At 48.7% G+C, this 24,353-nt stretch carries 24 protein-coding genes and 1 tRNA gene; all 25 read left to right on the top strand.

The genetic code is table 11. The features are described 5' to 3' along the window. Positions 1 to 2 precede the first annotated feature (2 nt). The 25 genes from argF to amrB all read left to right on the top strand — a co-directional run bounded on the left by argF (position 3) and on the right by amrB (position 24,342). Positions 3 to 917 (top strand): ornithine carbamoyltransferase, encoded by a 915-nt coding sequence (gene argF / locus WC592_04805; protein ID MFA4981770.1) that lies wholly within the window; start codon positions 3 to 5, stop codon positions 915 to 917. Positions 918 to 933: 16 nt separating this feature from the next. Then, entirely contained in the window at positions 934 to 2,115 is a 1,182-nt protein-coding gene (locus WC592_04800) for an argininosuccinate synthase (protein MFA4981769.1), read from the top strand. Positions 2,116 to 2,398: 283 nt separating this feature from the next. Beyond that, on the top strand, positions 2,399 to 3,649 hold the full coding sequence (gene argH / locus WC592_04795; protein ID MFA4981768.1) for an argininosuccinate lyase: 1,251 nt from the start codon (positions 2,399 to 2,401) through the stop codon (positions 3,647 to 3,649). Positions 3,650 to 3,944: 295 nt separating this feature from the next. Continuing rightward, on the top strand, positions 3,945 to 5,201 hold the full coding sequence (gene lysA / locus WC592_04790) for a diaminopimelate decarboxylase (GenBank protein ID MFA4981767.1): 1,257 nt from the start codon (positions 3,945 to 3,947) through the stop codon (positions 5,199 to 5,201). Between the two features lie 38 nt (positions 5,202 to 5,239). Next, positions 5,240 to 6,052 carry a diaminopimelate epimerase gene (dapF, locus tag WC592_04785; protein ID MFA4981766.1) on the top strand — a complete coding sequence of 271 codons (813 nt, stop codon included), beginning with the start codon at positions 5,240 to 5,242 and terminating at the stop codon, positions 6,050 to 6,052. 126 nt (positions 6,053 to 6,178) lie between these two features. Then, positions 6,179 to 7,051, top strand: a complete 873-nt coding sequence (dapA, locus tag WC592_04780) for a 4-hydroxy-tetrahydrodipicolinate synthase (protein MFA4981765.1) — start codon at positions 6,179 to 6,181, stop codon at positions 7,049 to 7,051. A gap of 120 nt (positions 7,052 to 7,171) precedes the next feature. Further along, positions 7,172 to 7,846, top strand: a complete 675-nt coding sequence (dapB, locus tag WC592_04775) for a 4-hydroxy-tetrahydrodipicolinate reductase (protein ID MFA4981764.1) — start codon at positions 7,172 to 7,174, stop codon at positions 7,844 to 7,846. Positions 7,847 to 8,467: 621 nt separating this feature from the next. Further along, positions 8,468 to 9,634: an LL-diaminopimelate aminotransferase gene (locus WC592_04770; protein ID MFA4981763.1), complete on the top strand. Its 1,167-nt coding sequence runs from the start codon at positions 8,468 to 8,470 to the stop codon at positions 9,632 to 9,634. Between the two features lie 99 nt (positions 9,635 to 9,733). After that, on the top strand, positions 9,734 to 10,138 hold the full coding sequence (gene folK, locus WC592_04765; protein MFA4981762.1) for a 2-amino-4-hydroxy-6-hydroxymethyldihydropteridine diphosphokinase: 405 nt from the start codon (positions 9,734 to 9,736) through the stop codon (positions 10,136 to 10,138). Between the two features lie 54 nt (positions 10,139 to 10,192). Further along, positions 10,193 to 11,077: a pantoate--beta-alanine ligase gene (gene panC / locus WC592_04760; protein MFA4981761.1), complete on the top strand. Its 885-nt coding sequence runs from the start codon at positions 10,193 to 10,195 to the stop codon at positions 11,075 to 11,077. A 4-nt stretch (positions 11,078 to 11,081) separates the two neighbouring features. Next, positions 11,082 to 12,071: a quinolinate synthase NadA gene (nadA, locus tag WC592_04755; protein MFA4981760.1), complete on the top strand. Its 990-nt coding sequence runs from the start codon at positions 11,082 to 11,084 to the stop codon at positions 12,069 to 12,071. A gap of 80 nt (positions 12,072 to 12,151) precedes the next feature. Then, the gene (locus WC592_04750) at positions 12,152 to 12,964 is read left to right on the top strand and encodes an aspartate dehydrogenase (protein ID MFA4981759.1); all 813 of its coding nucleotides are present in this window, start codon (positions 12,152 to 12,154) and stop codon (positions 12,962 to 12,964) included. Then, complete coding sequence (locus tag WC592_04745; GenBank protein MFA4981758.1) at positions 12,964 to 13,749, top strand: ATP-binding protein; 786 nt, start codon at positions 12,964 to 12,966, stop codon at positions 13,747 to 13,749. The genes WC592_04750 and WC592_04745 overlap by 1 nt, the downstream gene beginning before the upstream one ends. 23 nt (positions 13,750 to 13,772) lie before the next feature. Beyond that, a complete protein-coding gene (locus tag WC592_04740; GenBank protein MFA4981757.1) occupies positions 13,773 to 14,000 on the top strand; it encodes a hypothetical protein in 228 nt (75 codons plus the stop codon). A gap of 163 nt (positions 14,001 to 14,163) precedes the next feature. Beyond that, the gene (gene uvrA, locus WC592_04735) at positions 14,164 to 17,007 is read left to right on the top strand and encodes an excinuclease ABC subunit UvrA (GenBank protein MFA4981756.1); all 2,844 of its coding nucleotides are present in this window, start codon (positions 14,164 to 14,166) and stop codon (positions 17,005 to 17,007) included. 41 nt (positions 17,008 to 17,048) lie between these two features. Then, positions 17,049 to 19,361 carry a tetratricopeptide repeat protein gene (locus WC592_04730; GenBank protein MFA4981755.1) on the top strand — a complete coding sequence of 771 codons (2,313 nt, stop codon included), beginning with the start codon at positions 17,049 to 17,051 and terminating at the stop codon, positions 19,359 to 19,361. 10 nt (positions 19,362 to 19,371) lie between these two features. Beyond that, complete coding sequence (locus tag WC592_04725) at positions 19,372 to 20,004, top strand: MotA/TolQ/ExbB proton channel family protein (protein MFA4981754.1); 633 nt, start codon at positions 19,372 to 19,374, stop codon at positions 20,002 to 20,004. After that, positions 19,994 to 20,386: a biopolymer transporter ExbD gene (locus WC592_04720; GenBank protein ID MFA4981753.1), complete on the top strand. Its 393-nt coding sequence runs from the start codon at positions 19,994 to 19,996 to the stop codon at positions 20,384 to 20,386. Before WC592_04725 ends, WC592_04720 begins: the two co-directional genes overlap by 11 nt. Before the next feature lies 1 nt (position 20,387). Further along, positions 20,388 to 20,804, top strand: a complete 417-nt coding sequence (locus WC592_04715) for a hypothetical protein (GenBank protein ID MFA4981752.1) — start codon at positions 20,388 to 20,390, stop codon at positions 20,802 to 20,804. Between the two features lie 28 nt (positions 20,805 to 20,832). Next, positions 20,833 to 21,066: a hypothetical protein gene (locus WC592_04710; protein MFA4981751.1), complete on the top strand. Its 234-nt coding sequence runs from the start codon at positions 20,833 to 20,835 to the stop codon at positions 21,064 to 21,066. A 117-nt stretch (positions 21,067 to 21,183) separates the two neighbouring features. Beyond that, a complete protein-coding gene (locus WC592_04705; protein ID MFA4981750.1) occupies positions 21,184 to 21,384 on the top strand; it encodes a winged helix-turn-helix domain-containing protein in 201 nt (66 codons plus the stop codon). Positions 21,385 to 21,602: 218 nt separating this feature from the next. After that, entirely contained in the window at positions 21,603 to 21,875 is a 273-nt protein-coding gene (locus tag WC592_04700) for a hypothetical protein (GenBank protein MFA4981749.1), read from the top strand. Between the two features lie 231 nt (positions 21,876 to 22,106). Further along, positions 22,107 to 22,427, top strand: coding sequence for a divalent-cation tolerance protein CutA (gene cutA / locus WC592_04695; protein MFA4981748.1), 321 nt, complete (start codon positions 22,107 to 22,109; stop codon positions 22,425 to 22,427). A gap of 168 nt (positions 22,428 to 22,595) precedes the next feature. Next, a tRNA-Ala gene (locus WC592_04690) sits at positions 22,596 to 22,669 on the top strand. 203 nt (positions 22,670 to 22,872) lie between these two features. Then, positions 22,873 to 24,342 carry an AmmeMemoRadiSam system protein B gene (gene amrB / locus WC592_04685; protein MFA4981747.1) on the top strand — a complete coding sequence of 490 codons (1,470 nt, stop codon included), beginning with the start codon at positions 22,873 to 22,875 and terminating at the stop codon, positions 24,340 to 24,342. Positions 24,343 to 24,353 lie beyond the last annotated feature (11 nt).

Raw genomic sequence — 24,353 nt, 5'->3', positions numbered from 1 at the left:
CGATGAAGAAAGACCTTATATCGATAGAGGATCTCGAAACAAGGGACATGCTGGAGATACTGGAACTTGCAAAGATCGTGAAAAGCGAAAGGTCCAAGTACGCGGATTCGATGAGAGGCAAGTCCATCGGGCTGACGTTCCAGAAGCCGTCGAACAGGACGAGAGTCTCGTTCGAGATAGGCATGGTCCAGCTTGGCGGGTACGCCATTTATCTTGGGCCCGGTGAGATCAGTATGGGCGCCAGGGAATCCGTCAAAGATGTCGCATGCGTGTTGTCGAGATACCTCGATGGTATTGTGGCAAGGACCTTTAAACATGAAGACGTAAAAGAGCTGGCTAAATATGCCGATGTCCCGGTGATAAACGGATTGAGCGACAGGGCGCATCCATGCCAGGCCTTGAGCGACATATTTACCATAAAAGAGAAGCTGGGCGCCTTTAAAGGCGCAGTGCTTTCATACATCGGGGATGGAAATAACGTCCTGAATTCACTTATGGTAGCGTCGGCTAAAGTAGGATTAGACATGAAAGTCGCCACTCCGAAAGGATACGAACCTATGCAGGAGATCGTTGTGATCGCGAAGAAGTTCGCGAAAGTCTCCGGTTCGTCGATAGAGTTTTTCAATGACCCGAAGGCGGCAGTCAAGGATGCAGATGTCCTCTATACGGACGTATGGGTAAGCATGGGCCAGGAGCCGGAGACGAAAAAGAGGATGAAGGCGTTTAAGGGATTCCAGGTGAATGATGGGATATTGAAGATCGCGAACAAGGGATGTCTTGTAATGCATTGCCTGCCGGCGCACAGAGGGATGGAGATAACTGATTCCGTGATCGATTCGAAAAACTCCATCGTGTACGACCAGGCCGAGAACAGGATGCATGCGGAAAAGGCGATCTTGTTGAAACTATTGAAATAAATAAGAGGAGCTGAAGATGAGTAAAAAAGTCGTTCTCGCTTATTCCGGCGGATTGGACACATCCGTTGCCATCAAGTGGCTTACGAATAGAGGATATGATGTGGTCGCTTATATGGCGGATGTCGGGCAGGATTCCGATTACAGCACATATAAGAAGAGGGCGATCGCGACCGGAGCCGTTAAGGTCATAGTAGATGACCTTAAAAAAGAGTTTGTGAAGGATTTCGTTTTCAAAGCCCTTAAAGCCGACGCCATTTACGAAAGCGGTTATCTGCTGGCGACTGCGTTATCCAGGCCGGTCATAGCTAAGGGGCTTGTTAAGGCCGCGCAAAGAGAGAAGGCTAACTTCGTGGCGCACGGCTGCACCGGAAAAGGGAATGACCAGGTCAGATTCGAGGTTACTGTAAGGGCGCTCGATCCGGACCTTGGAATAATAGCGCCTGTGAGGGAATGGGAATTAAAAACGAGACTTGAAGAGATAGAATATGCGAAGGATAATCTTATCCCCATCGACACAACAGCGAAAAAGCCATACTCGCTTGATGTTAATCTTTGGGGAATATCGATTGAAAGTGGGAAGCTGGAAGATCCTTATTACGAGCCTGACGAAGATATATATCAACTTACGAAAGGAATAAATAAGGCGGGGGCGAAGCCTGTCTACGTCGAGGTGGAATTCAAGAAAGGCATCCCGGTAAAGCTGAACGGCAAGGCCATGGGCGGCGTCGGGCTGATATCGAAACTTGCGCGGATAGCCGGAGACGCCGGCGTCGGAAGAAGCGATATGGTGGAGAACCGCCTCGTCGGGATAAAGTCGAGGGAGATATACGAAGCGCCCGCAGGATGGACGTTGTATACGGCACACAAGGCGCTCGAGAGCCTCGTCCTGGACAGGGAGATGCTCCATTTTAAGGACCGGATAGCCGCGAAATACTCGGACCTCGTCTATTACGGGCTCTGGTACACGCCTTTAAGGGAAGCGTTGGACGCCTTTATAGACGATACCCAGAAGCGCGTCAACGGCACGGTCAGGCTGAAACTGCATAAGGGCAACTGCGTAGTCGTCGGCAGGAAGTCGCCGGATTCGCTGTATAAGAAAGAACTTGCGACATACGAGGAGGGCGATATCTTCGACCAGTCGCTCGCCAAAGGTTTCAACGAGATATGGGGACTGCCATACAGAGGGATGGGCAAGTAAAATTTTTTGCTCCACTACAGGGCAGTTTAACGGCAGGCGCCCTTTCGGCTAATTTTGCCGTCAATGGTATTCAGGTTTGGTATTCATTATATATTTTCATCTTGCCGTTATGGGCACAACGGCTTTAAAGAGTTTCTGTTATGGCGCAGTCTCGGCAAAATATAACGCCTCAAGGGCTACCTGCCGTTATCTGCCCCTGCAGTGCGAGCGAAAAAATTTTACTGAGAAGACAGATTGAAAAAAATATAGAAAAATTTTACCTGAATGAACTGGAGAAAAAAATATGAGTAAAAAGTTATGGGGTGGAAGATTTACAAAAAAGGTCGATAAAGAATTCTTTGAATTCCAGAAGTCTATCCAGTTTGACCATAAGTTGGCTCGCTATGATGTCATGCACTCCATGCTACATGTTTTAGCTTTGGCCGAGGCAAAACTTTTAAAGAAACCGGAAAAGAGCAAATTGTATAAAGCGCTAAAAGCAATCCGTGAGGATGTTAAAAAGGGCCGGTTCAAATATGATAAACGTTCAGAAGATATTCATACTGATATACAAAACAAGGTTGAGAAAAAAGTCGGAAAACTGGCGTTAAAGCTTCATACGTTACGGTCGCGGAACGACCAGGTAGCTTTTGACGAGAAAGCATTTTGCTACAAAAAATCAGGCGAGATTATAGACCTGCTCGATAATCTTATTGCATCATTGGTTTTTTTGAAAAAGAAATATATGAATTATTCTATCGTGGGTTATACTCATACTCAACGTGCACAAACCGTACTTTTTAAAGATTATATAAGTGCATACTCCGCCATGTTTGGACGGGATAAAAAAAGGCTTAGTAATTATTATGGTAATCTTGAGGTTCATATTGGCGCCGGTGCTTTAGCAGGAAGCTCTATAGGAAGAAAGAATTATGACAAGGCTATAGCAAAACTTTTATCGCTGATTGGAGATTTTTATATAAGACCATCTATAAACACGCTTGACGACGTGAGCGATAGAGATTTTATTATAGAACTGCTGAGCGTGATTTCTATTATACAGATGCATCTATCGAGACTTGCCGAGGATTTGATACTGTATTCGACGAAAGAATTTAATTTTATAAAATTACCCGAAGAGTTTTGCACGGGATCAAGTCTTATGCCGCATAAGAAGAATCCCGATTTTCTGGAATTGGTGAGAGGAAATACAGGTAGAATATATGGTAATCTTGTGTCGATCCTGGTAATGATGAAGGGACTGCCGTTGACGTATAATAGAGATATGCAGCTGGATAAAGAACCGCTTTTTTCGACAGTTGAGGCAATCGAAGATGAGGTAAAGATTATGACGAGATTTTTAAAAGGGCTGGAGTTAAATAAAAAGAACATTTATGAAGCTCTTAAGGATGAGAATCTGTATGCTGTTAAAAAGGCGGACAATCTTGTGCGCAAAAGCGGCATGTCTTTTAAGGAGGCCCATGATTTTGTGGGTAAAGAAATCAAACTTCAAGAAAGTTTGGAAGAGAAATTAGCTAAGCGCCCGATAAAATGAGGCCAGGTACTTTATGAAATTTTTGGGTGATGCGGCTGATTTTGTTTAGTGAAAGGAAAAATTTTCGCTACGGCATATGGCGACGATGGCAACCGGCCACGTGGGTTGAGCCGTAAATTTTGATAACGTATCGTTAATACCCAAAGCACTTTTGCGCCATAGTTATCATAAGGATAAAGAAACAGAAATAACTTAAATAAAACAAAAACACCCGTGATATCAAAATTAGGCGAGGCCCACTGGCCGGTTAGCCACATCGGCGCAAGGGAAAAGCGAAAAAAATGAATGGAGAGTTATGCATGATTTTACGTTTAAAGACAACGAGTTGTATTGCGAAAAGGTAAAGGTAGAGGACATCGCCAGAAAGGTCCCGACTCCGTTTTATCTGTACAGTTATAAGACGCTGGTCGACCATTACGCGAAGATAAAGGCGGCGTTCAGGCCGGTAAAGCCTCTCATATGCTTCTCTGTGAAGTCCAATTCCAATATTGCCGTCTTGAGAGCTCTCGTCAAGAACGGCGCCGGACTCGATATAGTCTCCGGCGGCGAGCTTTACAGGGCGCGCCTTGCGGGAGTAGACCCTAAAAAGATAGTATATGCCGGCGTCGGCAAGAGGCGCGATGAGATAGTAGATGCCGTCAAGTTCGGCATATTGTTCTTCAACGTGGAATCGGAAGAAGAACTGGGCGAGATCCAGAATGTAGCCGCATCATTAGGCAAGAAGGTCAATGTGGCTATCAGGATAAATCCCGACGTTATACCAAAAACACATGATTATGTGGCTACCGGCAAGGGGGAGAGCAAATTCGGGCTGGATTTCGAGACCGTACACAAGATATTCAACTCCAGGTGGAGGTATCCGAACCTCAATATCAGAGGGGTACATATACATGTAGGGTCACAGCTTCTGATAGCTGAACCTTTTGAAGAGGCCATAAAGAAGGTCCTCGAATTTCTTAATACGTATAAGATAAAGGTCGATTATTTCAATATAGGCGGCGGACTCGGCATAGTCTATTCCATAGAGAACCCGCAGACAGCTAAGAGTTTCGCAAAGAGCATCCTGCCGTTATTGAAAAAGTCGGGTCTCAAGATAATATTGGAACCGGGTCGGTTTATATCGGGTAATAGCGGCGTACTTGTAACGAAGGTTCTTTATACGAAGAGGACGCCGAGAAAGAAGTTCGTTATAGTGGACAGCGGGATGAGCGACCTGATCAGGCCCAGCCTGTACGAGGCTTACCATAAGATAGTCCCTGTAAAGGTCAGGGCGGACAGTTCGGAAACAGCGGAAAAGGTCGAGGTGGTCGGCCCGATATGCGAGACGGGCGATTTCCTCGGTAAGAACAGATTTTTGCCCCATGTTCCGAACGGAGAACTTCTTGCGATCATGGGGGCGGGCGCTTACGGATTTACTATGTCGAGTAATTACAACTCCAGGCCGCGCTCCGCGGAGGTCATGGTAGTGAAGAATAAATTCTACGTTATCCGCCGGCACGAGACTTATAGAGATCTTGTACACGGAGAGACGATACCGGGTGTGCTTAGATAAGCTATAAGCTATAAGCTATAAGCTGTAAGAGGGAAGCGATGAGTAAGACGATACAGTTCACGAAGGCCGTAGCGACAGGCAATGACTTTGTTATTGTCGATGTCATCTCTTCAAAGTTTAAAGGTAGTCTACCGGGCCTGGCTAAAAAACTGTGTGATAGAAAGTGGTCTATAGGCGCAGACGGACTATTGGCTATTGAGGCCTCCAATAAGGCTGATTTCAGGATGCGAATATTTAATTCCGACGGAAGTGAAGCCGAGATGTGCGGGAACGGCTCGAGGTGCGCCGCCCTGTATGCCGCATCTGAAGGAAAAGCTAAAAATGAGATGACGATCGAGACTATAGCCGGAATATTGAAAGCCGCAGTTAAGGGCGATACCGTCAAGGTGAAATTGACAGACCCTAAGAATATCAGGTGGAACCTGTGCCTGTCTATAGACAGGTGCCCGTATAAGATGGATTTTATCGATACAGGGGTGCCCCATGTGGTCCATTTCGTCAAAGACCTGGATAAGGTGGATGTCAAGAACCTTGGTTCGCACATAAGGAACCACGGGGAATTTTCGCCGGAGGGCACGAATGCGGATTTTGTGCAGGTCGCGGGTAAAAATACTATAAAGGTCAGGACCTATGAACGCGGAGTAGAAGACGAAACGCTTGCCTGCGGTACGGGATCGGTCGCAAGCGCCATAATCGCGGCCGAAGCGGAGAAGATGGCTTCGCCGATTACAGTAGAGACCAGGGGCGGGGAAAAGCTTAAAGTCTACTTCGAAATAGCCGACGGAAATTTCAGGAATGTATATCTGGAAGGCAAAGCTCGTCTGGTGTTCGAGGGAGCAATACAGGTCTGACATGATTATAAATCCGAAATACGAATATCGAAATCTGAAACAAATTCTAATTTCGAAATTCGAATTTCGTGCTTGTTTCGAATTTCGGTTTTCGAGTTTCTAGTTTGCTATAAAAGGAGCTTAACTATGTTTAGAGTATCAATGGTGGCTTTGGTCACGCCGTTTAGGGACGGCAAGGTGGATGAGAAGGCCTTAAGGGAGCTCATAGAGTTCCATATAAAGAACGGCACGTCGGCTCTTATTCCGTGCGGGACTACGGGCGAATCCTCGACGCTTTCGTACGAAGAGCATGACAGGGTGATAGAGCTTACCATACAATGCGCCAAGGGTCGCATAAGCGTAATAGCCGGTACAGGCTCGAACTCTACGGAAGAAGCGATCATGCTTACTAAGCATGCTAAGAAGGCCGGCGCCGACGCTTCTTTGCAGGTCAATCCTTACTATAACCGTCCGACACAAAAGGGGCTCTACCTGCATTTTAAGGCTATAGCCGAAGCGGTCGACATGCCTATAATACTTTATAATATCGCTTCAAGGACCGGAGTTAATATTGAACCGGAGACATTCGTAAAGCTCGCCGAAATAAAGAACATCATCGGGGTAAAGGAGGCTAGTGGAAGCCTGGAGCAGATGTCGCGCATAAAGAATATGACGCCGGAAGATTTTCTACTCATATCGGGAGACGATGCGCTTACCCTGCCTGTGATGTCCATAGGCGGAGTCGGCGTCATTTCGGTAGTGGCGAATATAATACCTAAGGACGTTGCCGACATGTGCGCCGCGTTCGAAAGCGGAGATATAAAAAAGGCTAAAAAGCTGCATTATAAGATGCTGCAGCTTGTCAAGGCGATGTTCATAGAGACCAACCCTATACCGGTTAAGACGGCAATGGGACTCATGAAGATGATAGAGCCGGGCCTCAGGCTGCCCATGTGCGATATGCTGCCGGAGAATAAAGAGAAGCTGGCGAAGGCGTTGAAGGATTACAGGTTAATATAAGAGGTTACGTAATGTTCCGTAAGGTTAGTGAATGTTACGTAAGGTTATAAAGATTGAGTAACCTTACGTAACCTTAATTAACCTTCCCTAACTTTACGTAGCCTAAAAGTGGAGTTTACAATGATAAAACTATGCATCAGCGGTTCCAAAGGGAAGATGGGTTCGAGGATCGTCGCTCTGGCAAAAGAGGACGCGGAATTTGAGATAAGCGGCGAATTCGACGCGGGGATAGAGGCCGGGCCTCTTGTAAAAGAATGCGACTGCCTTATCGAGTTCACATCTCCGCAGGCCACAATGGAGCACCTGGCGTTATGCGAAGAAAATAAAAGAGCCATGGTAATAGGGACGACGGGATTATCGGCCGCGGAGCAGGAAAAGATAAAAGAGGTCTCTGCCAAAATGCCGGTCGTCTTTTCGCCGAATATGTCTATAGGCGTCAACCTGCTATTTAAGATGATACGCGACTCGAGCAAGATCCTCGGCCCTGAATACGAGGTATCGATAGTTGAGGCGCATCACGTCCATAAAAAGGACGCGCCGAGCGGGACCGCTAAAGAACTTACGCGCATAATCAAGGAAAACAGGGGCGATGTAAAGGTGCCGATCGACTCAGTCCGCGAGGCTGAGATCGTCGGGGAGCATACTATAACGTTTGAGAGCGAGTACGACCTTATAGAAATAACGCACAGCGCCAAGACGCGCGACATATTCGCCAGAGGCGCGTTGTCGGCCGCGAAATTCGTTGTCGGTAAGAAAAGCGGCTTGTTTAGCATGAAAGACGTACTGGGGCTGTAAAATTTTTCGCCCCACCACAGGGCAGCTTAACGGCAGGCGCCCTTTCGGCTAATTTTGCCGTCAAGAGTATTTGGGTTAAGTATTAATAATAAATTTTCTATCTTGCTGTTATGGAGACAGCGGCTTAAAAAGAGTTTGTGTTGCGGTGCGGCCTCGGCAAAATATAACGCCTCAAGGGCTACCTGCCGTTATCTGCCCCTGCAGTCGGAGCGAAGAAATTTTATTGAGGTGGCAGGTTAGAAGCATCTTCGGCAATCGCCCAAAAGTTCTGCCACCTGAGTAGCGAAAAATTTTCCAGGTGGAGCGAGTGGGAAATTTTTACGACTGCCGTGATGCTATATGGCCACGAGGCCATGTGGGTTGAGCCGTAAATTTTGCTAAGATTATAGCTACTACCCAAAGTATATTGAAGCATAGTACCCATAAGGGATGTATAAAACGAATTAGTAAATTCAAAAACTTATCATTCTTGATAGCAAAATTAGGCGAAGCCCACGGCCGAGATGGCCATTGGGGATAGGTTGGAAAAATTTCATAAGGAGCGAATATTTTCAGTGCTCGAATAACGAGGCTTAGGTTGAAGCTGGGATCGGGAAAATTTATTAACATGAGGAAAGAATAATGAAGATCGAGAAGTCTGACAGATTAAAGAAACTACCGCCGTATCTATTTGTGGAGATCGACAGGGCGAAGAAGCAGGCGCGCGACGAAGGCCGGGACATAATCGACCTTGGCGTCGGCGATCCCGATATACCGACGCCGAAGTTCATCATAGACGCGCTCAATAAGGCTGTCCGCGACCCTTCGACGCACAGGTATGCCCTCGACCAGGGCCATCCTGACTTCAGGAACGCGGCTTCGCGCTGGTTCAAGAGGCGTTTTGGCGTCGACATGAACCCTGACGGCGAGATATATCCGCTTATCGGCTCTAAAGAGGGCATCGCCCATATTCCGCTCGCTTTTGTGAACCCGCAGGATATAGTCCTCGTCCCGGACCCATGCTATCCTCCTTACAGATCGGGTACGCTCTTTGCCGGAGGCGAGGTCGTTTCGATGCCTCTGCTTGAAAAAGGTAAATTCCTGCCGGACCTGAAAGCGATAAACCACAGCATCCTGCACAAGGTCAGGATGATCTTCATTAATTATCCGAACAACCCGACGGGCGCGGTCTGCGACAAGAAGTTTTTGAAAGAGGTCGTCGACTTTGCCGCGAAGCACAATATTATCGTCTGCCATGACGCCGCGTATACGGAGATCGCGTTCGACGGCTTCAGGCCGCCGAGTATATTCGAGGTCGAAGGCGCCAGGGATGTAGCCATAGAGTTCCACTCGCTCTCAAAGACATTTAACATGACCGGCTGGAGGATAGGATTTGCCGCCGGCAACGCCCGTATTATAGAAGGCCTGGCCAAGGTGAAATCGAATGTCGACTCAGGGATATTCTCTGCGATCCAGAAGGCCGGCGCGGTCGCATTGGATAATTACGAGAAACATATAAGTTCGGTAATAAAGACATACGAGGAGAGGCGCAATGTGTTAGTGGACGGTCTCAATTCGCTCGGCTGGAATGTGGAGAAACCCAAGGCGACGTTCTATGTATGGGTCCGCGTGCCGCCGCGCTATACCTCGGCGACATTCGCGAAGGCGCTTTTAGATAAAGCGGATATAGTAGCTACGCCGGGCAACGGTTTCGGCGAGCACGGCGAAGGTTATATAAGGATGGTCGTCACCGTCGATAAGAAGAGGATCTTGGAGGCGGTGGAGAGAATTAAAAAGAAGGTTACGTAACGTTCCGTAAGGTTAGTGAATGTTACGTAAGGTTATAAAGATTGAGTAACCTTACGTAACCTTAATTAACCTTCCCTAACTTTACGTAACATTTAAAATATGACTACTTGCTACATCGGCATAGGCTCGAACCTGGGGGACAGACAAGACTATATAAATCGGGCTATCGAAGAGCTTAAGTCGCATAAAGATATCAGGGTTAGGAGAGTATCTTCGATATACGAAACTGAACCGGCCGGCGGCATACAACAGGGAATGTTCCTTAACGGTGTTCTGGAAATAGATACCGATCTCGGTCCGAAACCGCTCCTGAAAGAATTGAACAGGATAGAGGCTAAACTGGGCAGGAAGAGGACCATAAAGAACGGTCCGCGGACGATAGATCTCGATATTCTTTATTATGGGCAGGACGTTATCGATGAAGAGGGGCTTGTTGTTCCGCACCCTAGGATAAATGAGAGGGAGTTCGTGCTGCAAGGCCTTAGAGAGCTGGGGAAGGTTTAAAGAATGAACCCCGCCCTTCCAACTGAGGGTGGGGGTAGAGGAAGGAAGGGCGGGGTGAAGATAGTCGAGAATATTTCAAGGATGTCCACCCTCATGAAGATCATGAGGAAAGAAGGAAAGTCCATCGGGTTAGTTCCCACGATGGGTTATCTGCATGAAGGCCACCTGAGCCTTGTCAGGGCCGCGAAGAAACATAACGATGTCGCCGTCATGAGCGTATTCGTCAATCCCCTGCAATTCGGCCCTAACGATGATCTCGCTAAATATCCCAGAGATTTTAAGCGCGACGAAGAAAAGGCGAGGCTTGCGGGCGTTGACGTCCTGTTCTACCCGTCGGAAAAGGAGATATATCCGAGCGGCTATTCCACTTATGTAGAAGTCAAAGGTCTTGGTGATACGCTCTGCGGCTCTTCGCGCCCCGGCCATTTCAAAGGGGTCACCACGATAGTCGCGAAACTTTTTGGTATTGTGAAGCCGGACATGGCTTACTTCGGGCAGAAAGACGTTCAGCAGGCCGCGATCATTAAAAAGATGACGGAGGATCTAAATATGGGCATAGAGATAAAGATCATGCCCATTGTGCGCGAAAAGGACGGGCTTGCGATGAGCTCGAGAAATATCTATCTGTCCGAAACGGAAAGGAAGGACGCGTCCATATTACACCAATCATTGTCTACGGCGGAGTCCATGGTGAACCAGGGTGAAAAAGACGCAAGAAAGATAATAAAGGCGATGGAGTTGTTAATAAGACAGAAACCGTCCGTCAAGATAGATTATATCTCGATAGTGGACAAGAGGTTCCTGAAAGAAGTAAGTTCGATATCGGGCGAGGTCTTGATCGCGCTCGCGGTCTTCATCGGCAAGACGAGGCTTATAGATAATATTGCTATCGACCCTGCCGCTGTAAAGACAGAAAAAAGTTTTGCCAGGAAAGCGTGACATCATGGAACGACAGGATAAGAGCGACCTTAAATATAACGATACTTTAAAAAAGAAGATAGAGAAGCTTAAGAAGAAACAGAATGCCGTAATAATCGCGCACAATTACGAGCGCGATGAGATACAGGAGATAGCCGACATATCCGGCGACAGTCTTGCTCTGTCCCAGGCCGCTGTCAGGACGGACGCGGACGTTATAGTTTTTTGCGGCGTCCGCTTTATGGCTGAGTCGGCGTCTATACTTAACCCGGATAAAAAGGTGCTGCTTCCGGTCATGGAAGCAGGATGCCCTCTTGCCGATATGATAACGCCTGAAAAACTTCGCGCAAAAAAGAAGGAACACCCTAAGGCGGCGGTAGTATGCTATGTAAATTCCAGCGCGGAGGTGAAGGCTGAAAGCGACATAGCCTGCACTTCCAGTAATGCCGTGGAGGTCGTAAGGTCTTTGCTGGAGAAGGAGATAATCTTTGTGCCGGACAAGAATCTCGGCCGTTACGTGCAAACTCAGCTTCCTGAAAAAAAGATAATCCTGTGGGAAGGTTTCTGCCCTACGCATATAAGGGTGCAGGAAGAGGATATGGTCAAGGCCAAGAAGGATCATCCCGCGGCAGAGGTGATCGCGCATCCCGAATGCAACCCGGAAGTCCTTGCGCTTTCCGACCATATTTGCTCGACGGGCGGCATGTTCACGTATGTGAAAAGATCCCCCTCCAAAGAGTTCATAATATCCACAGAGTCGGGCATGTTATATAAATTGAGGAAAGATAATCCGGCGAAGAAGTTCTACCTTCCTACCGAGAACCTGGTATGCGCCAACATGAAGCTCATAACGCTCGGTTGGGTGGCTCATAGCCTGGAGAAACTTGTCTATGAGATAAAGGTGTCGGACGCGGTCAGGGAGAAAGCGAAAAGGGTTCTCGAAAGGATGCTTGCGGTAACAGGGGAAAAGAAGGGCGCGGCGATCGCCGGGGTATTAACTAGTCGTAAGTTATAAGTCGTAAGTTGTAAGCTAAATATCGCATTTTACTTATAACTTAAAACTTACAACTTATAACTGTCAGAGAATCAATATCTATGAGCAAAATAAAAGTCGGAATAATCGGCTGCGGAACGATAGGGACCCAACTCGCTATTGCCTGCCAGGGCAGGCTTGCGAAGAGTGTCGAGCTTGTCGCCGTATGCGACTTCGATGCCGGGAAAGCCGCGGCTTTGAACAAGAGCCTGAAGAAAAAAGTCCGTTTATTGAAGATCGGCGACCTTATGGGGAAAGCCGATGTTGTTGTGGAAGCGGCAAGCGCGCGCATATCGGGCGACGTCCTGAAAGAATGTATTAGGCGGAAGAAGGGATGCCTTATAATGAGCGTCGGAGGTCTCCTGGGGAGAGAGGACCTTCTGAAAAAGGCTGAAAAGCTCGGCGTCAGGGTTTATATCCCGAGCGGCGCCATCTGCGGAATAGACGGGTTAAAGTCCTCGTCCGTCGGGAAAATAGACTCGGTAACTCTTACGACGCGTAAGCCGCCGAAGGGCCTTTTTGGCGCGCCTTATCTGAAAGAAAAGGGCATAGATATCACTAACATAAGCGAAGACAGAACGGTATTCGAAGGAAGCGCCGAAGAAGCGGTCCGCGCATTCCCGCAGAACATCAATGTATCGGCAGTCCTGAGCCTTGCGGGCATAGGGGCTAAGGCGACGCGGGTGAGGCTGGTCGCGTCTCCGGGGCTCGGGCGGAACGTCCACGAGGTCGAGATACGAGGAGACGCAGGGAGCATATTTACGCGCACGGAGAACGTTCCTTCAAAGGCGAATCCAAAGACCAGCGCGCTTGCGATCCTCTCGGCCATAGCGACACTGGGCGGAATTTCCGACAGCGTGAAGATAGGGACGTAATGAGACCGCTCAGCCGGACGGGTAACTACATCTCGACGAGGATTGGCAGGGCGATCGAGGATTACAGGCTGCTCGAAGATAAGGACAGGATACTCGTAGCCGTGTCGGGCGGCAAAGACAGCATGGCGCTCGTCAAGCTCCTGAACGAGCGTAAGAAATGGGCGCCCATAGATTACGAACTCACGGCGATGCACGTCGAATCCGATTTCCTGTGCTCGGACAGTAAGAGCCAGAAAAACGCTCTTAAATTGTTCTTTAAAGATAACGGCATAAAGTATCGTTTTGAAAAGATGAAGATCCTGAACAGGAGATCCCTCGAACGCTCCTATTCGTCGCGTTCTCGGGACGATTTTTCTACCGAAAAATCGAGGCCGTCGTGTTTCTGGTGTTCGTGGAACAGGCGGAAGGCCCTCTTTCTGGCGGCCGACAAGCTGGGCTGCAATAAGGTAGCGCTCGGCCACCACAAAGACGATATTGTCGAGACATTCCTGTTGAATATATTTTATCACGGCGAGTTTTCGGCGATGAACCCGAGACAGGAGCTTTTTGGCGGTAAGCTGACCATCATAAGGCCGTTATGTTATGTGGAAGAGAGCGCTCTCCGGAAGTTTGCCAAAGAAAGCCGTTTTCCGCTTCTTGCGTGCAACTGCCCGAATTCGGATATTTCAAAGAGGCGGCTGATGAAGGGTTTTGTGAAGAGGATGGAGAGGGATTGCCCTCACGTAAAGACGAACGTATTCAGGAGCATTTCGAGGATAAAGCACGAGTATATTAATATCAAATAATGTAAGGAAGGGGGGTGAAATAGATGGCAGAAAAAGTCGCAAAGGTAGGCATAAAACGTAAAAAGGGTTATCTTTATTACGTTGACAAGAAAGGCAATGTTGTCGAGACCAAGATGGCGAGAGGTAAATCCAAAGGCGGCGGCGGCAAGGTGGTCGCGAAGCCGGCAGTGAAGAAGGCAAAGGGATACCTTTACTTCATCGATAAGAAGGGCGACGTTTCAAGAGCAAGGATGAGGAGAGGCGGCAAGTAATACCAGGCGCTTCATATGAACAAAGGGAGACGATAGGTTTGCTTTCGTCTCCCTTGTTTATTAGGTCCGTCACGAAACCGTCAGGATTGAAAATCGACAGTGGTAATTGTCACGGGCAATTTTCTTATTGCATCTAATATTGATATATTATAGTATTATCATTATGGAGCGAGACACTATAGTAATAAAAGGGGCCAAAGAGCACAATCTTAAGAATATCGACGTTGAGATACCCCGCAATAAGCTATCTGTCATAACAGGCCTTTCCGGTTCCGGCAAGTCTTCGCTCGCTTTTGACACTATCTACGCTGAAGGGCAGCGCAGGTACGTCGAGAGCCTCTCCAGTTACGCCAGGCAGTTCCTCGAACAGCTGCAAAAACCCGACGTTGAATACATAGAAGGCCTGTCTCCCGCCATTAGCATAGAGCAGAGGAGTGCAGGTTCCAATCCCCGTTCTACCGTCGGGACGCAAACCGAAATATATGATTATCTTAGGCTGCTGTTCGCCAGTGTAGGTATCCCCCATTGCCATAAATGCGGCAAGCCCATAACCAGGCAGACCGCGCAGGAGATAGTCGACCGGGTCCTGCGGCTTCCGAAAGAATCGAAGATAATGGTCCTCGCTCCTCTAGTCCGGGGAAGGAAAGGGGAACATAAGGAGCTCTTTCATAAGGCCAAAAAAGACGGTTTCGTAAGGGTCAGGGTGGACGGTAACGTCCTTGAGCTTGACGGTAAGATCGCCCTCGACAAGAACAGGGCGCACAACATAGAGATAGTGGTGGACAGGCTCGTTCTTAAGGAAGGAATAAAGAAGCGGCTCACGGAATCGGTCGAGGCGGCGCTTGAGACGGGAAAAGGTCTTGTTATAATAAGCGCTGATAAACAGAAGGGGGGCGAGGATACGTTATTTAACGAGCAATACGCCTGCATCGATTGCGGGACCGGCTTCGAAGAACTCGCCCCGCGCATATTCTCTTTCAATTCGCCTTACGGCGCATGCCCGGAATGCCTGGGTCTCGGGAACAAGATGGAGATAGACCCGGAGCTCGTCATCTCCGACAAGTCGAAGCCCGTGATAGACGCCGTCGACGCATGGAGACGCGGCGGCAAAGGCCTTTATATATATTACAGGCGGCTCTTGCGTTCGGTGGGTCACAGGTACGGGTTCGATGCGCATACCCCGTATAAAGACCTTACGAAGGAGATGAAGAAGATAGTGCTTTTCGGGGAACCCGGCGGCAAAGGCTGGGGGTATTTCGTGCCTCGGCTTCGCTCGGCACGAACCCCGAGCTATGCCGAGGGGTTCGAGGGAGTGGTGCCGAACCTGGAACGGCGTTTCCGCGAAACGGAGAGTGAATTCATAAAGACAGAGATCAATAAATACATGTCTGTCCTCCCGTGTCCGGGTTGCAACGGAATGCGATTGAAGCCGGAGAGCCTCGCCGTTACAATCGGAGATAAAAATATATTCGAGATATCGGATATGCCGATAAAAGACCTGAAGACATTTCTATCGGACCTGAAATTGACGGAATCGCAGGCCAGGATCGCCCGCCAGGTCCTTAAGGAGATAGGCGCGCGCCTGCAATTCATGGTTAATGTCGGGCTGGATTATCTTACCCTCGACCGGCGGAGTTCCACGCTCTCGGGAGGCGAGGCGCAGAGGATAAGGTTGGCCACGCAGATAGGTTCGGGCCTCGTCGGGGTAGTCTATATACTGGATGAGCCGAGCATAGGGCTGCATCAGAAAGATAACTCGAAACTCCTGGACACGCTGTTTACGCTCAGAGACCTCGGCAATACACTGATAGTAGTCGAGCACGACGAAGCCACTATAAGAAAAGCCGACTACCTGATAGATCTCGGCCCGGGCGCGGGCGAACATGGCGGAAGGATCATAGCTAATGGTACATTGGATGATATCATCGCCTCGAAGGAGTCGCTCACCGGGAAATATCTGAGGGGGGAATTGAAGATAACTGCGCCGTCCGCGAGGAGGCTTGTAGATAATAAAAAAGTCCTGAGGGTTATAGGCGCATCGGAGCACAATCTTAAGGAGATAGACGTCAGGATACCGCTCGGCCTTTTTATATGCGTTACAGGCGTATCCGGGTCAGGCAAGAGTACCCTTGTCGACGATATACTTTACAGGGCGCTGGCTAAGAAATTTTACAGGTCGCGGGAAATGCCCGGCGCTCATAAAAAAATAGAGGGGATGCAGTTTATCGACAAGGTCATAGTCATAGACCAGTCGCCGATAGGTAGAACGCCGCGTTCCAATCCCGCTACATATACAGGCGCTTTCGCTCCCATAAGGGATATCTTTTCCAGGCTTCCTGATTCCAAAGTGCGCGGATATAAGCCCGGCCGGTTCAGCTTCAACGTAAAAGGCGGACGCTGCGAATCGTGCATGGGCGACGGCATAAAGAAGATAGAGATGCATTTCCTGCCGGACGTATATGTGCAGTGCGAGATATGTAAAGGCAGGCGCTTCAATGACCAGACCCTCGACGTCAAATATAAAGGCAAGTCTATAGCCGACTGTCTCGACATGTCCGTGGAGGAAGCGCTCCGGGTCTTCGCCAATGTCCCGACGGTAAGAAACAAGCTTAAGACGCTTTACGAAGTCGGCCTGGGCTATATAAAACTCGGGCAGTCGGCCACGACCCTTTCCGGAGGCGAGGCGCAGAGGATAAAGCTTGCGACTGAGCTGTCAAAGACGTCCACGGGCAGGACATTCTATATCCTGGATGAGCCTACGACCGGGTTGCATTTTGCGGATGTCGACAAACTTCTAAGAGTATTGCAGGCGCTGGTAGGGCAGGGCAATACAGTCCTTGTGATAGAACACAACCTTGATGTCATAAAGACAGCGGATTACATAATAGATCTCGGTCCGGAAGGCGGGGATGAGGGCGGCGAGATCGTAGCCTGCGGCGCCCCGGAGGAAGTGATAAAGAACAGGCGTTCATACACAGGGCAGTATTTAAAAGAAGTGCTTAAATGACACGGCCAATGGTCAATAAAATAATAATAGGAAGTCTGGTTTTGATTTTCACTGTTGCGGGTTATCCGGCGCGTGCGGCGGAGAACCCGCCGGAATCGGATTTTGTCTATGCAAAGAAGGCGTTCGCCGACGGTTTTTACGACCTTGCGCAGGGCAGGCTGGAGTCTTTCATGAGAAGCCGACCGGACGCCGCCGATCTTTATGAGGCGCACTCAATGATGGGAAGATGTTATTATTACCAGAACAACCTGCCGAGGGCTCTCTATGAGTTCGAGGTGATCCTGGAGGCGCCCGCCGGAAGCGGGCCTAAAGACGAGGCGTTGTACTGGAGCGGGGAGATATACCTTAAGACAGGCGATTTTAAAAGAGCCCTGGAGTATTATCAGGGGGTCATCGATGAATATCCGTCCTCGAAATATCTTGGCTATGCCGTTTATTCAAAGGGCTGGGCATATTATAAACTCGGGTTCTTTGAAGACGCGCTGGCATGCTTCAGGGATGTCGTCTCGAGATATCCGTTTGAAAAAATAGCGATGGAGGCCCAATATAAGATAGGCGAGTGCGAATATCTGATGGGGAAATATACCTACGCCGAAGAAGAGCTCGGAAGGTTCATAGATAAGTTCCCCGTTTCCGGTAAGACCGCCGAGGCCTATTATCTTAAAGGCGAGGTCGAATTTTACCTGGCCAAGTATAACGACTCCATCGCCTCTTTCGACAGGGCGCTTGCGATATCGCCGGAAGCCGGTTGGTCGAACTTCGCCTTGTTCAGGAAGGCCAACAGCTACTACCAGTTAAGGGATTACCGGAGGAGCGCGCAGGAATTCAGGAGATGCCTCGAAAAGACATCCAACGATTTCCTGGCCGGTCTCTCTCTCTTGGGACTGGCCCGGAGTTATGAAGATCTTTCATCGCCGGAAGACGCCAATAAAGCGTACGATGAGTTGATGTCGAAATATCCGGACAGCGACGCGGCGGCGGAAGCGTATTACCATAAAGCAAAGAACCTGTCCGGGGAAGGAAGGTATGCCGAAGCCGAGCGCCTTGCCGCTGAAGGCGTGGAGAAATTCAAAAAATCCGGGTTTATCGATGAGCTCCATTTTGAGCTGGGCTGGGCGCTATCCATGCAGGGCAAGCATGACGACGCGGTCGGGAACTTTCTCTGGATAGAGAAGGGGTCGAAAGACATAAACCTGAGCGCTCGAGCCATGTGCAGGACAGGTGATATATATTTCGACAGAAAAGAATACAAGGCGTCGTCCGAATGTTATGATACAGTGCTCAATAAGTACCCGGACAGTTTTATCGCGGATTATGCCCAGTATCAGCTTGGGAATATCTTTTTCGCGACGGGAAAGTATGACCAGTCCGTCCTGGCTTACCAGAGTGTCCTCGTGAATTTCCCGAATACCAATTTGCGCGAGAAGGTGCTCTTCCAGCTCGGCGCCGCCTATTTTGAGAGGTCCGACTTTGAGCATGCCTCGCAGGAATTTAGAAGGCTTATAAAGGAGTTCCCGGCCGCCGCTTCAAGGTTAAAAGCGGAATTGTATCTGGCCAATTCCCTTTACAGCGCGGAAAATTACGAAGAGGCTTTATCGATGTTCAGGGAACTGGAGAGTAAGTCCGGCGAGGACGATATAAGGATACAGGCCTCTTACCAGTCGGGATGGTGCTATTACAATATGGGCAGGGAAAAGGAAGCGCTGGAAAAATTCGCGGTTTTCGTGAAGGCTTATCCCGGGAGTCCGCTTGCCGTAGACGCCAGGTTATGGTTCGCTGAATATTATAATTCAAAGAACGATTACGGCAAAGCTAAAGATTATCTTTTGTCGATATTGAAGGATTTCCCGTCAAGCGCCATGGCCGAAGAGGCGCTTTATCAACTGGCGCTGTTATTATATGAAGAAGGCAAGGCAGACGAAGCCATAGCCAGGTTCGACGAGCTGGCTTCAAGGTCGGGCAATACCGAGCTTGTCAATACGGTATACAGGAAGGCGGCGAATATAAAGAAAGACAGGAAGGAGTTTGACTCCGCGATATTTTATTTTTCCAAGGTCCTCGGCGCCGATAATAATGAATCGAACGCGCAGTTACAGTATGAGATAGCCGAGTGCTACGAGAACAAGGGTGAATTTGCGGCGGCCGCCGAAGAATATCTTAAGGTCCCGTATCTGTATTCAAAGGGCGTATTCTGGTCTATACGTTCGCAGCTTAAATGCGCCCAGGTCTTTGAGAGGCTCGGGAAGCCGGACGAAGCCGCGAGGCTGTACGAAAAGTTGGCCGATATGGATGTAGAGGAATCGGTGTTCGCGAAGAAAAGACTGGAGTGGTTAAAGTGGGAAAAGAAGAAATGAGGGGGGTTGTATGTGGGAATTGATCCAAAAAGGCGGACCTATGATGTACCTCATCATATTGTCCTCGATACTTGCGTTCGGCGTTGTCATTGAAAGGGTGTATCACCTCAATCGCGCGAGGATAGACGCCAATAAATTCATGGACGAGATCATGAATGTATTAAAACGCAATAAGATAATAGAAGCCGTAGAGATGTGCAACCAGACGCCCGGGCCCATTGCCCATATAATAAAGGCCGGAATATTGAAACACGACAGGTCTAAGCCGGAAATAAAAGAGGCCGTCGAGGAAGCCGCCCAGCTTGAGATACCCAGGCTGGAAAGACATCTCCCCGTGCTAGCGACGATCGCTCATATTGCGCCGCTACTGGGGCTTCTCGGAACCGTTACGGGGATGATAAAATCATTCCAGGTCATACAGCAGAAGGCCATGCTCATGACGCCGGTCAACCCGGGGGACCTCGCAGGCGGCATCTGGGAGGCGCTGCTGGCTACGTTGGCAGGATTGTCGGTAGCCATACCGACATACGTCGCTTATAATTATCTTATCAGCCAGGTCAATAATCTCGTATATGACATGGAGAGGAGCGCCACAGATCTGGTCAATCTTCTCTCTTCCGGAAGGAATACGTATGAAGTTTGAACAACGCCTGAGGATAGAAAAGGGTCTTGTGGATCTTACGCCGCTCATCAACGTCTTTTTTCTTCTCCTGGTATTCTTCTTATTTACGTCGAGTTTTATATTTCAACCCGGTATAAGGGTAAACCTGCCTAAAGCTATAACAAGCGAGGTAATACAGCAGGAAAATGTCGTATTGATAGTTACAAAAGACGATAGGATGTATTTAAATGAGAGAGAGATATCAAAGGACGAGCTTACTTCCAACCTTCGCCTGATAGGTAAGGAGAAAGTTCCGCTCCTGATAAAAGCGGATGATCACGCCTCTCTCGGCCGTGTCGTCGAGATATGGGATACGTGCAGGAAAGAAGGCGTCGCGCAGGTCAATATCGCGACGGGTAAATAAAATGCAGAACGCTGCTGTAAAAATGGGAAGGAACGAACATGGCGGCCGTATTTTTGCCGCAGCGCTCTTAATATCGCTGATATGGCACATCTTCTGGCTGTCTGCCGTGAAGATAGTGGCGGCGTCGAAAGAATACGGCCCTGTGAAATTCTCCAAAGTCTCTTTCCTGGGGCCGATATTGGAGAGCGGATCCGTTGAAATGAGAGTCGCGCCCAAATCCCGGTCTCTCCTTGAGCAGAAGCCCATGAATATGCTTCCTAAGGACTATTATGCATCAGGCGCGCGTATGCAGGAACCGTACGCGGCGTACCGGGTCGTCGAAGATAGCGGTATATCGGGAAACGATAAGCTGAACAGCCTTATCGATAAGGTGTTGGGAGAGCAAAAACCGGAGCCATCGTCAAAAGAGATATATTAGTAAAATATATTTGTAATATTATATAATTATGATAAAATTAGATATATCTACCCTCATATTCTTTTACATAACATGTTCGGTTGTTGTGATCTTGATAGTGTGGGTAGTTTTCGGATATAGGGAGATGAAGCGTTTTTCGCCGAAGGACATAGATTATATCTGTAAATGTCCGGTCTGTTCCCACGTATATGTAGATTCAAAACATGAAGGGATGTCGGTGTGTCCCTTATGCGGCAGTTATAACAAGCGCGGGAATACGTGATTTTCTTTGAACACAAGAGCAAGAGAAGACAAAGATACTTCGGCAGCTATCCGCCTTTGGCGGACTTAAGGCTGCCTCAGTATCAAATTTGCTTCGCAAATCTGAGGAGGTGGTAATGTGATAACAGAGATAGGTATTACCGCTGGGGACATATGGCATTATCTTGACGAACACGGAAAGAGTTCGCTATCTCAGATCGTGCAGGGCATCGATACGGACAAGGATAGGATCCTGATGAGCATAGGATGGCTTGCCAGGGAAGGTCATATAGTGGTAGAAGGGTCGGGCCCGGATTACCAGGTTTATTTACGAAGGTAAGGGAAGATGCAGTCTTTTTAGCGGTATTCCTTCGCCGCCTGACGAATACTACGGCTTCTCAGGATGATTTGCCTCAAGTGAGGCGATGGCAAATCACGGGACGATTTGCCAGAGTGAAATTACAGTCTTTTTAGAAGTAGTCCCTTGTAGCTTGAGTGAGACAGTAGCTACTCGGGACGATTTGCCAGAGTGAGACTACAGCAAATCGGAGGTGCGGGATGGAAGAGAAGAAAAGTCCAAGGGATGATGAACCGGTACCGATAGTTGCTCCGCTGAAAGTGCTGGGCCAGAAGACCGTCAATAAGAGGTTCGGATGGTGGTCGGCTGTCGTTCTCCTGGAAAGCTATGGACGCAAACAGGTGTGCTTCTACCTCTGGCAGAAGAAAGAAGAGGGCGGATGGAAGAGAAAGCAGAAATTCGCTGTCCATAACCAGGAGGATTGGGAGCTGATCCAGGACGCTGTCAGCGGGATGATAAAAGAGCTCACCTAAAAGCCGTATATTCAAAAGACTATGCGATCGATGTAGGAAGTCATGAATTCCCAACCTCAAAATATAACCGTATAAGAACGCGGTTATTGAGCGAATCCGCTTTCAGGTTCGTAATAGAGTTTATAGTCCCTGCCCCAGCCTCAGGGCGCGATATCCTGCTCGCGCACGAAAAGGCATACCTGGAAAAGTTAAAGGATGGAACGGCATATTTTTTGGTGGAAGGAAAAAGGCGTGAAAGACGGATTTATAGCTATTTTTGTCGCATGTGGTTCCGGCGGTGAAGCGAAAAGGATAGCCGAAACGCTGCTTAAAAAGAGGCTGATAGCCTGCGCGAATATTACCGGCGCCGTCCGGTCCCGTTTCTGGTGGAAAGGAAAGATAGATTCCGCGCGGGAAGTCCTGTTGACACTGAAGACGGCCCGCGCGAATTTTGCGAAGATAGAAAAAGAAGTAAAGGCAAAGCATAGTTACGATGTCCCGGAGATAATAGCTGTCCCGATCGTAGCCGGAAGCAGGGAATATCTGGAGTGGATGAATGACGAGATTTGTTAAGGTAGGCGTAAAAAATATATAGAGAAGGTCCTTTGAACGCTCCTATACGTCACGTTCTCAGGATCAAATTTGTTTCGTAAAGATATATGGTATTTCGGCAGCTAAAATGCTTACTATTTGTTCGCATTTCTTAACGCTGCCTCAATATCGAATTTACTTCGTAAATTCGGGGCTGTAGTAAAGCGGGATTACGCAGCGTTCGCAACGCTGAGTCACGGGTTCGACTCCCGTCAGCTCCACCAAATTTTATCATAGTCTTACTCAAGTAAAATTTGATCCTGAGGAGGCTGGAGTTAGACTGCATGCCGACGAAGGACCTAAGCATTTCACGAATGGATAGGAGAAGATCCTTCGGTTGCTTCGATTTGTCGCAACCTCAGGATGAAATCCGCTGTCGCGGATTTCAAGGACCTAAGCATTTCACAATCAACGAAGAAAATTTTTTATGAACAAAAAAAAGATACGTAAGATCGCGTTGAGGCTCGTTGTCATTGTCTTCTTCGCGTCTATAGTCTTTGCCGAGAATGTGAAGAAGGCCGATCTGGCGGGCACCTGGTATACAGGGTCAGGACAGGCGCTTGAGAATGAACTTAAGGGATATCTGGCCGGCGCCAGTCCGGAAAAAGTGGACGGCCGCATCTTTGCCGTGATATCTCCTCATGCCGGATATAGATATTCCGGACCGATCGCCGCATATAGTTTCAAGGCTGCGCAGACAACCAATCCGAAGACCGTTATCGTAATAGGGTTCGCGCACAGGAGATCTTTTAACGGGATATCCATCTATGAAAGAGGGAATTTCAGGACGCCATTGGGTGACATCCAGATAGATGAAGAGCTTGCCCGGGACATAGCGGCTAAAAACAAGAGCATGCGTTTCTATCCGGAAGCCTTTTCCGAAGAAAATTCCATAGAGATGCAGATACCTTTCATCCAGGCCGCGTTCAAAGGCGCAAAGATAGTTCCTATCGCTTTTGGCGGCCAATCTTTAGGCGACGCTTCGATCCTGGCAGACGCCCTTGCCAAAGTCCTTAAGGACAGGAACGATTACCTTATAGTGGCTTCGACGGATCTTTCGCATTACCATCCATACGAAGAGGCTAACGCTATAGACAGGCATCTCATAAACACATTGAACAAGATGAAGGCCGTTGAATTGTATGATGAGGCCGGAATGAAGATATGCGAACTTTGCGGCGTAATGCCTGTCACCGCAACATTGTTGGCCGCTGAAAAGCTCGGTTTTGACAGGATAAAAGTCCTGAGATACGCGAATTCGGGCGATACCGCTGGCGCAAAAGAGAGCGTAGTAGGGTATCTGAGTGCCGCGATATACAGGGAAGAGAAAAAAGACGAAAGAGGTGCCCCTATGCTTAATGACGCGCAGAGAAAAAAGCTGCTTGCTATTGCAAGAGAGTCCATTACAAGTTTTGTCAGGGACGGGAAAAGGAAAAGCTTTACAGAAAGCGACCCGGTCCTGAACCAGGAGATGGGGGCTTTTGTGACGCTGCATGAATCCGGCGAACTCAGGGGATGTATAGGCAATATGGCAGGACATGGCCCGCTATACAGGACGGTGGCCGATATGGCGATCGAGGCGGCGACAGGCGACCCGAGATTTTCTACGTTGTCTCCTGCCGAGATAGACAAGATCGATATAGAGATATCCGTTTTATCACCGCTTAAGAAGGTGGCTAGCTATAAAGAGGTCGAAATACCCGGACATGGCGTAGTCGTAAGGTCGGGGTACAGGAGCGGAGTATACCTGCCTCAAGTAGCCGACGAAACAGGCTGGTCCCGCGATGAGTTCCTTACGAGTTTGTGTTCTCATAAAGCCGGTCTTTCCCCGGATGCCTGGAAAGACCCCTCAACGGAGATATTGGTTTTTTCCGCCGAGGTATTTGGTGAAAAATAGAGATAGCTTAT

The sequence above is a fragment of the Candidatus Omnitrophota bacterium genome (genome assembly GCA_041648975.1).
Lineage (GTDB): Bacteria > Omnitrophota > Gorgyraeia > 2-01-FULL-45-10 > 2-01-FULL-45-10 > JAQUSE01.
This window is presented reverse-complemented; position numbering and strand designations above follow the sequence as displayed.

What these genes read in the sequence shown, in the direction of transcription:
- WC592_04720 (MFA4981753.1), top strand. Translation starts at nt 19,994, where the DNA reads ATGAAGTTTGAACAACGCCTGAGGATAGAAAAGGGTCTTGTGGATCTT.
- dapF (MFA4981766.1), top strand. Translation starts at nt 5,240, where the DNA reads ATGAGTAAGACGATACAGTTCACGAAGGCCGTAGCGACAGGCAATGAC.
- WC592_04750 (MFA4981759.1), top strand. Translation starts at nt 12,152, where the DNA reads ATGAGCAAAATAAAAGTCGGAATAATCGGCTGCGGAACGATAGGGACC.
- WC592_04725 (MFA4981754.1), top strand. Translation starts at nt 19,372, where the DNA reads ATGTGGGAATTGATCCAAAAAGGCGGACCTATGATGTACCTCATCATA.
- folK (MFA4981762.1), top strand. Translation starts at nt 9,734, where the DNA reads ATGACTACTTGCTACATCGGCATAGGCTCGAACCTGGGGGACAGACAA.
- WC592_04740 (MFA4981757.1), top strand. Translation starts at nt 13,773, where the DNA reads ATGGCAGAAAAAGTCGCAAAGGTAGGCATAAAACGTAAAAAGGGTTAT.
- WC592_04770 (MFA4981763.1), top strand. Translation starts at nt 8,468, where the DNA reads ATGAAGATCGAGAAGTCTGACAGATTAAAGAAACTACCGCCGTATCTA.
- WC592_04710 (MFA4981751.1), top strand. Translation starts at nt 20,833, where the DNA reads ATGATAAAATTAGATATATCTACCCTCATATTCTTTTACATAACATGT.
- dapB (MFA4981764.1), top strand. Translation starts at nt 7,172, where the DNA reads ATGATAAAACTATGCATCAGCGGTTCCAAAGGGAAGATGGGTTCGAGG.
- WC592_04800 (MFA4981769.1), top strand. Translation starts at nt 934, where the DNA reads ATGAGTAAAAAAGTCGTTCTCGCTTATTCCGGCGGATTGGACACATCC.
- WC592_04715 (MFA4981752.1), top strand. Translation starts at nt 20,388, where the DNA reads ATGCAGAACGCTGCTGTAAAAATGGGAAGGAACGAACATGGCGGCCGT.
- uvrA (MFA4981756.1), top strand. Translation starts at nt 14,164, where the DNA reads ATGGAGCGAGACACTATAGTAATAAAAGGGGCCAAAGAGCACAATCTT.
- nadA (MFA4981760.1), top strand. Translation starts at nt 11,082, where the DNA reads ATGGAACGACAGGATAAGAGCGACCTTAAATATAACGATACTTTAAAA.
- amrB (MFA4981747.1), top strand. Translation starts at nt 22,873, where the DNA reads ATGAACAAAAAAAAGATACGTAAGATCGCGTTGAGGCTCGTTGTCATT.
- WC592_04700 (MFA4981749.1), top strand. Translation starts at nt 21,603, where the DNA reads ATGGAAGAGAAGAAAAGTCCAAGGGATGATGAACCGGTACCGATAGTT.
- lysA (MFA4981767.1), top strand. Translation starts at nt 3,945, where the DNA reads ATGCATGATTTTACGTTTAAAGACAACGAGTTGTATTGCGAAAAGGTA.
- argF (MFA4981770.1), top strand. Translation starts at nt 3, where the DNA reads ATGAAGAAAGACCTTATATCGATAGAGGATCTCGAAACAAGGGACATG.
- WC592_04745 (MFA4981758.1), top strand. Translation starts at nt 12,964, where the DNA reads ATGAGACCGCTCAGCCGGACGGGTAACTACATCTCGACGAGGATTGGC.
- argH (MFA4981768.1), top strand. Translation starts at nt 2,399, where the DNA reads ATGAGTAAAAAGTTATGGGGTGGAAGATTTACAAAAAAGGTCGATAAA.
- dapA (MFA4981765.1), top strand. Translation starts at nt 6,179, where the DNA reads ATGTTTAGAGTATCAATGGTGGCTTTGGTCACGCCGTTTAGGGACGGC.